7 protein-coding genes are annotated in these 6,198 nt (G+C 61.1%); 5 read left to right on the top strand and 2 right to left on the bottom strand.

Going from position 1 to position 6,198, the window contains the following annotated elements:
• The first annotated feature begins 140 nt into the window (after positions 1–140).
• Positions 141–1,037, top strand: coding sequence for a LysR family transcriptional regulator (locus IE091_RS03255; protein ID WP_189462830.1), 897 nt, complete (start codon positions 141–143; stop codon positions 1,035–1,037).
• Between the two features lie 83 nt (positions 1,038–1,120).
• The gene (locus tag IE091_RS03250) at positions 1,121–2,584 is read left to right on the top strand and encodes a metal-dependent hydrolase family protein (protein ID WP_039183474.1); all 1,464 of its coding nucleotides are present in this window, start codon (positions 1,121–1,123) and stop codon (positions 2,582–2,584) included.
• A gap of 20 nt (positions 2,585–2,604) precedes the next feature.
• Here IE091_RS03250 and IE091_RS03245 read toward each other — a convergent pair whose 3' ends face one another.
• Positions 2,605–3,501, bottom strand: coding sequence for a LysR family transcriptional regulator (locus IE091_RS03245; RefSeq protein ID WP_039183475.1), 897 nt, complete (start codon positions 3,499–3,501; stop codon positions 2,605–2,607).
• Positions 3,502–3,549: 48 nt separating this feature from the next.
• On the opposite strand from IE091_RS03245, the gene IE091_RS03240 reads away from it, so the two are divergent.
• Together IE091_RS03240 and IE091_RS03235 are read left to right on the top strand one after the other, a co-directional pair.
• A complete protein-coding gene (locus IE091_RS03240) occupies positions 3,550–3,957 on the top strand; it encodes a RidA family protein (protein WP_229800719.1) in 408 nt (135 codons plus the stop codon).
• 183 nt (positions 3,958–4,140) lie between these two features.
• Positions 4,141–4,569 carry a membrane protein gene (locus IE091_RS03235; RefSeq protein WP_039183486.1) on the top strand — a complete coding sequence of 143 codons (429 nt, stop codon included), beginning with the start codon at positions 4,141–4,143 and terminating at the stop codon, positions 4,567–4,569.
• A 60-nt stretch (positions 4,570–4,629) separates the two neighbouring features.
• On the opposite strand, the gene IE091_RS03230 is transcribed toward IE091_RS03235, so the two are convergent.
• Positions 4,630–5,400 carry a potassium channel family protein gene (locus IE091_RS03230; protein ID WP_189462828.1) on the bottom strand — a complete coding sequence of 257 codons (771 nt, stop codon included), beginning with the start codon at positions 5,398–5,400 and terminating at the stop codon, positions 4,630–4,632.
• A 244-nt stretch (positions 5,401–5,644) separates the two neighbouring features.
• Here IE091_RS03230 and IE091_RS03225 point away from each other — a divergent pair, with 244 nt between their 5' ends.
• On the top strand, positions 5,645–6,178 hold the full coding sequence (locus IE091_RS03225; RefSeq protein WP_189462827.1) for a hypothetical protein: 534 nt from the start codon (positions 5,645–5,647) through the stop codon (positions 6,176–6,178).
• Positions 6,179–6,198 lie beyond the last annotated feature (20 nt).

Genomic DNA, 6,198 nt, shown 5'->3' with positions numbered 1-6,198 from the left:
GGGTGGCGGCGCATACCGCACTGGAGCAACTGTTTGCGGGGGAGGTGCCAGCCTTCATGCAGCAAGAAGCCCCGACTCAGCCAACCGGTGCTGAATAGTTACAAATCAACAATCACTTGCCACGACCAGGCCTGATAGCCATGCAAAGTACTCTGGAAGAGCAGCAAGCCTTCATTACCGTCGTGGACTGTGGCTCGATCACCGCCGCCGCCGAGCAGTTGGACATGACGGTCTCCGGCGTCAGCCGCGCCCTGCATCGGCTGGAACAGAAGCTGGGCACCACGCTCCTGCGCCGCACCACCCGGCGGCTGGAGCTGACGGAGGAAGGCGATACCTTTCTGGCCCACTGCCGCAGCATCCTGGCCGCCGTGGAAGCGGCCGAAGAGGCCGTGCAAGATCGTCATCAGCAGCCCAGCGGGCGGCTGCGCATCAATGCCGCGCCCAGCTTCATGCAATTCGTGGTGGTGCCGCTGATCGAGGAGTTTCGCGCCCGCTACCCGCAAATCACCCTGGAGCTGGATACCCATGACCGCTTTGTAGACCTGCTGGAACAGCGGGTCGACCTGGCCATTCGCATTGGCGCGCTGGAAGATTCGTCGCTCCATGCGCGCCCCCTGGGCCACAGCGCCCTGCGCGTGCTGGCCAGCCCCGCCTACCTGGCGCGCCATGGCACCCCCTCTCAGGTAGCGGAACTGGCCCAGCACACCCTGCTCGGCTTCAGCCAGTTGGACCACCTCAACCGCTGGCCGTTGAACGGCGCCAATGGCCAGCCGCTGCACATCACGCCCACCCTGGCGGCATCCAGCGGCACCACCCTGCTGGAGCTGGCAATCTCAGGCGTCGGTATCGTGTGCCTGGCCGATTTCATGACCCAGGCCCCACGCCAGCGTGGCGCGCTGGTGGAAGTGTTGCCCGACCACACCACGCTGATCACACAGCCCATCCATGCCGTCTACTACCGGCAGGCCACGCTTTCCCATCGTACCCGGCTGTTCATGGAGTTTCTGGCCGAGCGACTGCCACCGCATTACGTCTAGCAGCGCGCTACGGGCCAACATCGCTTAATCCACACCGCTGCCCTAAGATGCAGAGATAGCACCCCACCCACACGAGGCTACCCATGACGGTTGCTGCGCTGAACGCCCCGCTCTTTGCCCCCCATGCCCACGGCGCCTGCTGCTGCGGTTCACCGCTACTGCAACAGTTTCACGAACGGGTAATGGCCGACGTGAGCCGTAGGCAGGTATTGGGGGGCACCGCAGCCGTCATGGCCATGTTCGCCGGTCTGCAACTGCCGTCGCTGGCCAGCGCCCAGCCGCGCACCGCGAATGGCCCGCTGCTATTGACCCATCTACAGCTGTTCGATGGCAGCGGCAGCGCGCTGCAACGGGACGTGGCCGTACGGGTCGAAGAGGGCCGCATTCGCGCCATTCTGCCCGCAGATGCCGCCGCTGAAGGGGCCGAGGTCATCGATTGTGGAGGACGCACGCTGATGCCTGGGCTCATCGACGCCCATTGGCACACCACGCTGGCCGCCATCACCCAAACCACCGCCATGACCGCCGATGTGGGCTACCTTCACCTGGTGGCAGCTCAGGAGGCCCGGCGCACGCTGATGCGCGGCGTGACATCGGTGCGCGACGTGGGCGGCCCCGCCTTTGCCCTCCAGCGCGCCATCGATGAAGGCATCGTCGATGGCCCCCGTATCTTTCCGGCAGGCGCCATGATTTCCCAGACTTCCGGACACGGCGACTTTCGCCTGCGTCACGAGGTACCCAGAGGCAGCAACACGCCGCTCAGCGAACAGGAACGCCAAGGCGTCGCGGCCATTGCCGATGGTGAAGACCAAGTCCTGCGACGCACCCGGGAGCAGCTCATGCTGGGCGCGTCGCAAATCAAGCTGATGGCGGGCGGCGGCGTGGCTTCCCTCTACGACCCACTCGACAGCACCCAGTTTACCGAACGCGAACTGCGCGCCGCCGTGGAGGCCGCCGACGACTGGGGCACCTACGTGATGGTGCATGTCTACACCTCCAGAGGCATACAGCGAGCGCTGCGAGCCGGGGTGAAATCCATCGAACACGGCCAGCTGGCCGATGAAGAAGCCGCCCGCATGATGGCCGGTGAAGGTGCCTGGTGGAGCCTGCAGCCCTTTCTGCAAGACGAAGATGCCAACGTCTACCCAGACGCCGCCCGCCGAGAAGCCCAGCGGCAAGTCGCCGAAGGCACCGTCCGTGCCTACGAGCTGGCCCAGCGTTTCAACATCCACACCGCCTGGGGCACCGACATCCTGTTCAGCCCTCAGAATACGCCCAACCAATTGCGCCAGCTCGCCAAGCTCACGCGCTTCTACGACCCGCTTACCGTACTGGCCATGGCCACCGGGCGTAACGGCGAACTGCTGGCTCTTTCCGGCCCACGCAACCCCTACCCCGGCACGCTCGGCAAAATCGAGCCCGGCGCCTGGGCAGACCTGCTGTTGGTCGACGGCGACCCCAGCCGCAACCTGGACTTCCTGAACGACCCCGAGCAGAACCTGCGCCTGATCATGAAAGGCGGGCGTATTTATAAAGACACCCGCTAGCCCCAGCGCCAACACAAGCGCTAGAACGCCATGACCTCGACCACCCAATCGATGAATACGCGCAGTTTGGCGCTGACGTGTCGGTTGGGGGGAAAGGCGATGTACATCGGCATGGGCGCGATGTCCCAATCCTCGAACAGGCGCACCAGCTCACCGCGCGCCAGATGCCCCTGAGCAATGTAATCAGGAAGGCAGACGACCCCCAGCCCCGCCACGCCCGCAGCCAAGCAGGCATTGCCATCATCGACCGAAACGATGTAGCGGCCTTGTGCCTGAACACGCTGACCGCCCCGGTGCAGCACGCACGAAGAAGCGATTCCCGCACGCACCGACCGAAACCCCACAAGATAATGCGGAGGCGCCGACAACGCTTCAGGATGCGACGGAGAACCCGCTTTTTCCAGGTAACTGGGGGCTGCATAAACCCCCATCGTCAACTCGCCCACACGACGCGCCATCAAGGACAGATCGGTCAGCTCGCCGCCCCGCACCACGCAATCCACCCGCTCACCGATGATATCCACCATGCGGTCACTTACCCCCATCTCCAGTTGAATATCGGGGTATTTCGCGTGAAAGGCAGGCAACGCGGGTATCAGCATCATGCGCGCAAACGGGCTAGGCACATCGACCCGAAGCCGACCACGAGGGAGAACGGCGGCATTGGAAAGGCTGGTCTCGGCATCATCCAGCTCGGCCAACAGCTTGATGACGCGCTCGTAATAGGCCGCCCCGTCAGCCGTGACGTTCACTTTTCGCGTCGTTCTGTTGAGCAGCGTGACCCGCAGGCGCGCTTCGAGATACTGAACCTGCTGCGTCACGCTGGTTCGGCTGATCTGCAGTGTGTCAGCAGCCTTGGTAAAGCTGCCGGTTTCCACCACGCGGGCAAACGCCTGCATGGCATCAAAGCGATCCACGGTTGTCTTCCCTCCATGATTGTTTGGCCACAGCAAACAATGTTGATCATGATCCCGCGTTTATCCACACGCACGCCAGATTTACAGTGCTCCCACCATGAATCAAGGGTCGATCACAACGTCTACTCTGCGGCGGTACGCTCGGGTGATTTTCTGTTTGTCTCGGGCCAGGTAGGCAGCCGTGAAGATGGCTCACCGGAGCCAGACTTCGCCGCCCAGGTGCAGCTGGCCTTCGACAATCTGGCCAATGTCCTGAAAGCGGCCGGTGCCAGCTTCGAGGATATCGTCGACGTGACCAGCTTCCATACCGACCCCGAGGCCCAATTCGCTACCGTGATGGCAGCCAAGGCCCGCGCGTTCCCAGCAAAGCCCTACCCCAACTGGACGGCGGTCGGCGTCACATGGCTGGCGGGATTCGACTTTGAAATCAAGGTCATTGCAAGGCTGCCTGAGTAGGCACGCAGGGATGACATCGACAGGGCCATCAACCGCCAACCCTTTGAAAATGCTTGCTTCGCTTTGGGTATATGCAGGCTACTGACCTACACTGCTCAAGCAACACAGGAAGTCGTTGCTTGGCGGCTCAGCATGACACCCGCCAAGGATAGTCACTCGCTAGATCAGCATAAGGAGCATGCCGTGAAAGCTACCCATACACACACCTACCGACCGGGTCTCCCTCTCTTTCACTCAGTGTTGTTAGTGGGGTGCCTTCCGTTTTTTCTAGGGGCCACGCTCAGTAATTACGCCTACTACAGCAGCTATCAGGTTCAGTGGGCGACCCTTGCTTTCTGGCTCAACGCGGGCGGGCTGCTCTTTGCAGGCATTGCGCTACTCAGCGCCATGATCAGCTTTTTCCGTGCCAAGCCACGCAGCATGATGCTACTGGTATACCCTGCGCTACTGCTGCTCACGTGGATGCTCGGCTTTGTGAATGTCTTGATACATGCACGGGGTGCCTGGGGCATGATGCCGTTTGGTTTTGCACACTCATTGGTTGTCACCATTTTCGCGGGTACCGCCGTTTGGGTCGGATTTTCCCGTTTTGGCCACGGTGGCAAGCCATGAGCGAAGCGCTTGCCCCCAGAGTGCAGATAGGCAAACACGACACCACTTGTCATACCTGTTCTATTTCTCTGCCAGGTGGTCACGTTTCTGCTGAAACGCATCGCTGAATGCGGCCGCCAATATCCCTGTTGGCATGGCGATGATCCCAATGCCCGCCACGGCCGTTAAGCCCGCAAAAAATTTGCCCAGCGCCGTGACCGGTGTGACGTCCCCATAGCCCACCGTAGTGAGCGTGGCGATACTCCACCACAGCGCCCGGGGCACGCTGCCAAACGCTTCGGGCTGCGCGGCGGCCTCTACCAGATACAAGCAGCAAGACGAAAACAGCAGCAGCAAACCGGCCACGCCTGCACTGAGCCATAACTCATGGGAGCGCGACTTCAGCGCTGCCGCCAAGGCTGCCCACGCCTGGCTGAAGCGGCCCAGACGGGCAAGCCGCAGCATTCGCACCAAGCGCAGAAGGCGCAGCAGGAAAGCGTTGTTGTGGGCCATGAAGCCCAGAAAGTACGGCACGATGGCCAGTAAATCGACCAACGCCCAGAACGAGAACACATAGCGCACCCGCCCCGTCACTCCCCGATAGCGCGGGTCCTCCCCAACGGCATAAAGTCTCAACAGGTACTCGACCATAAACATGGCTACGAAGATCGCTTCCAGCGTCGAAAACAGCCTCGGTGACAGCGCTCGCAGCGTGGGTTCGGTTTCCAGGATCGCCGTGATCGATGCCAATAGAATCAACAGACAGATAATACGATTAGTGTCCGACAAGCCCTGCTGAAGGCGAGCTTCAGGAGCTAACTGCCGATGTAGCGCGGCTCTGAATGAGGTCATGTGATAGAAGCGCTCAGCCAGTAAGGGAAAAGAGACGTCACTATAGCGCTAAAATCTGCCAAGCTGCTTACCCGCCAATGGCTGCATGGCGGCACAGCGATTAGCATCCTTTTTGGCCGAGCCGACTGACCACGAAGCAACTTATGAAAGACAACGTACGAAAGATAATGTACGAAAGACACTGTGTAGAGAGGGCCAACATCCACTAAGGTGATGACACTCCATCGTTAAAAGGGATTGCGCAATGATCGAAACAAGGGAAGAACTCGACGCCATCAAGAAGTCCTGCCATGCCATGGTGACACGCAGCGCCGGCCTCTCCGCAGGTACGGCGATGATTCCCGTGCCGGGGCTGGACATTGGCTCGGACGTGGCGATCCTGATGCGCATCATCCCCAAGATCAACAGCCAGTTTGGGCTAACGCCGGAGCAGATCGACCGTCTGGATACCGAAAGCAAGCTGTTCGTCATGACCGCCATCTCCAATACCGGCAGCAAGATGGCGGGCAGGTACATCACCAAAAACCTGATCGTGACCCTGCTTGGCAAGATGGGCATCAAAGTTGCCGCCAAAGGCACCAGCAAATTCGTCCCGCTGATTGGCAGCGCCGTGGCGGGCGGCATCAGTTTTACCGCCATGAAATACATGGGCAACAGCCACATCGAAGACTGCTACAAGGTCGCGTTGGCCGCCCTGGAAAACCGTCAAATCGAACCGATGGCCGACGCCGACCCCGAAGCGCCAGCCGATGACTCCCCCCCGACCGAGACGCCGTAGCGTCGACCAACAAGGAAACA

The sequence above is a fragment of the Vreelandella hamiltonii genome, assembly GCF_014651775.1.
GTDB classification, from domain to species: Bacteria; Pseudomonadota; Gammaproteobacteria; order Pseudomonadales; family Halomonadaceae; genus Vreelandella; species Vreelandella hamiltonii.
Note: the sequence above shows the minus strand (reverse complement) of the source record. Positions and strands in the feature narration are given on the sequence as shown.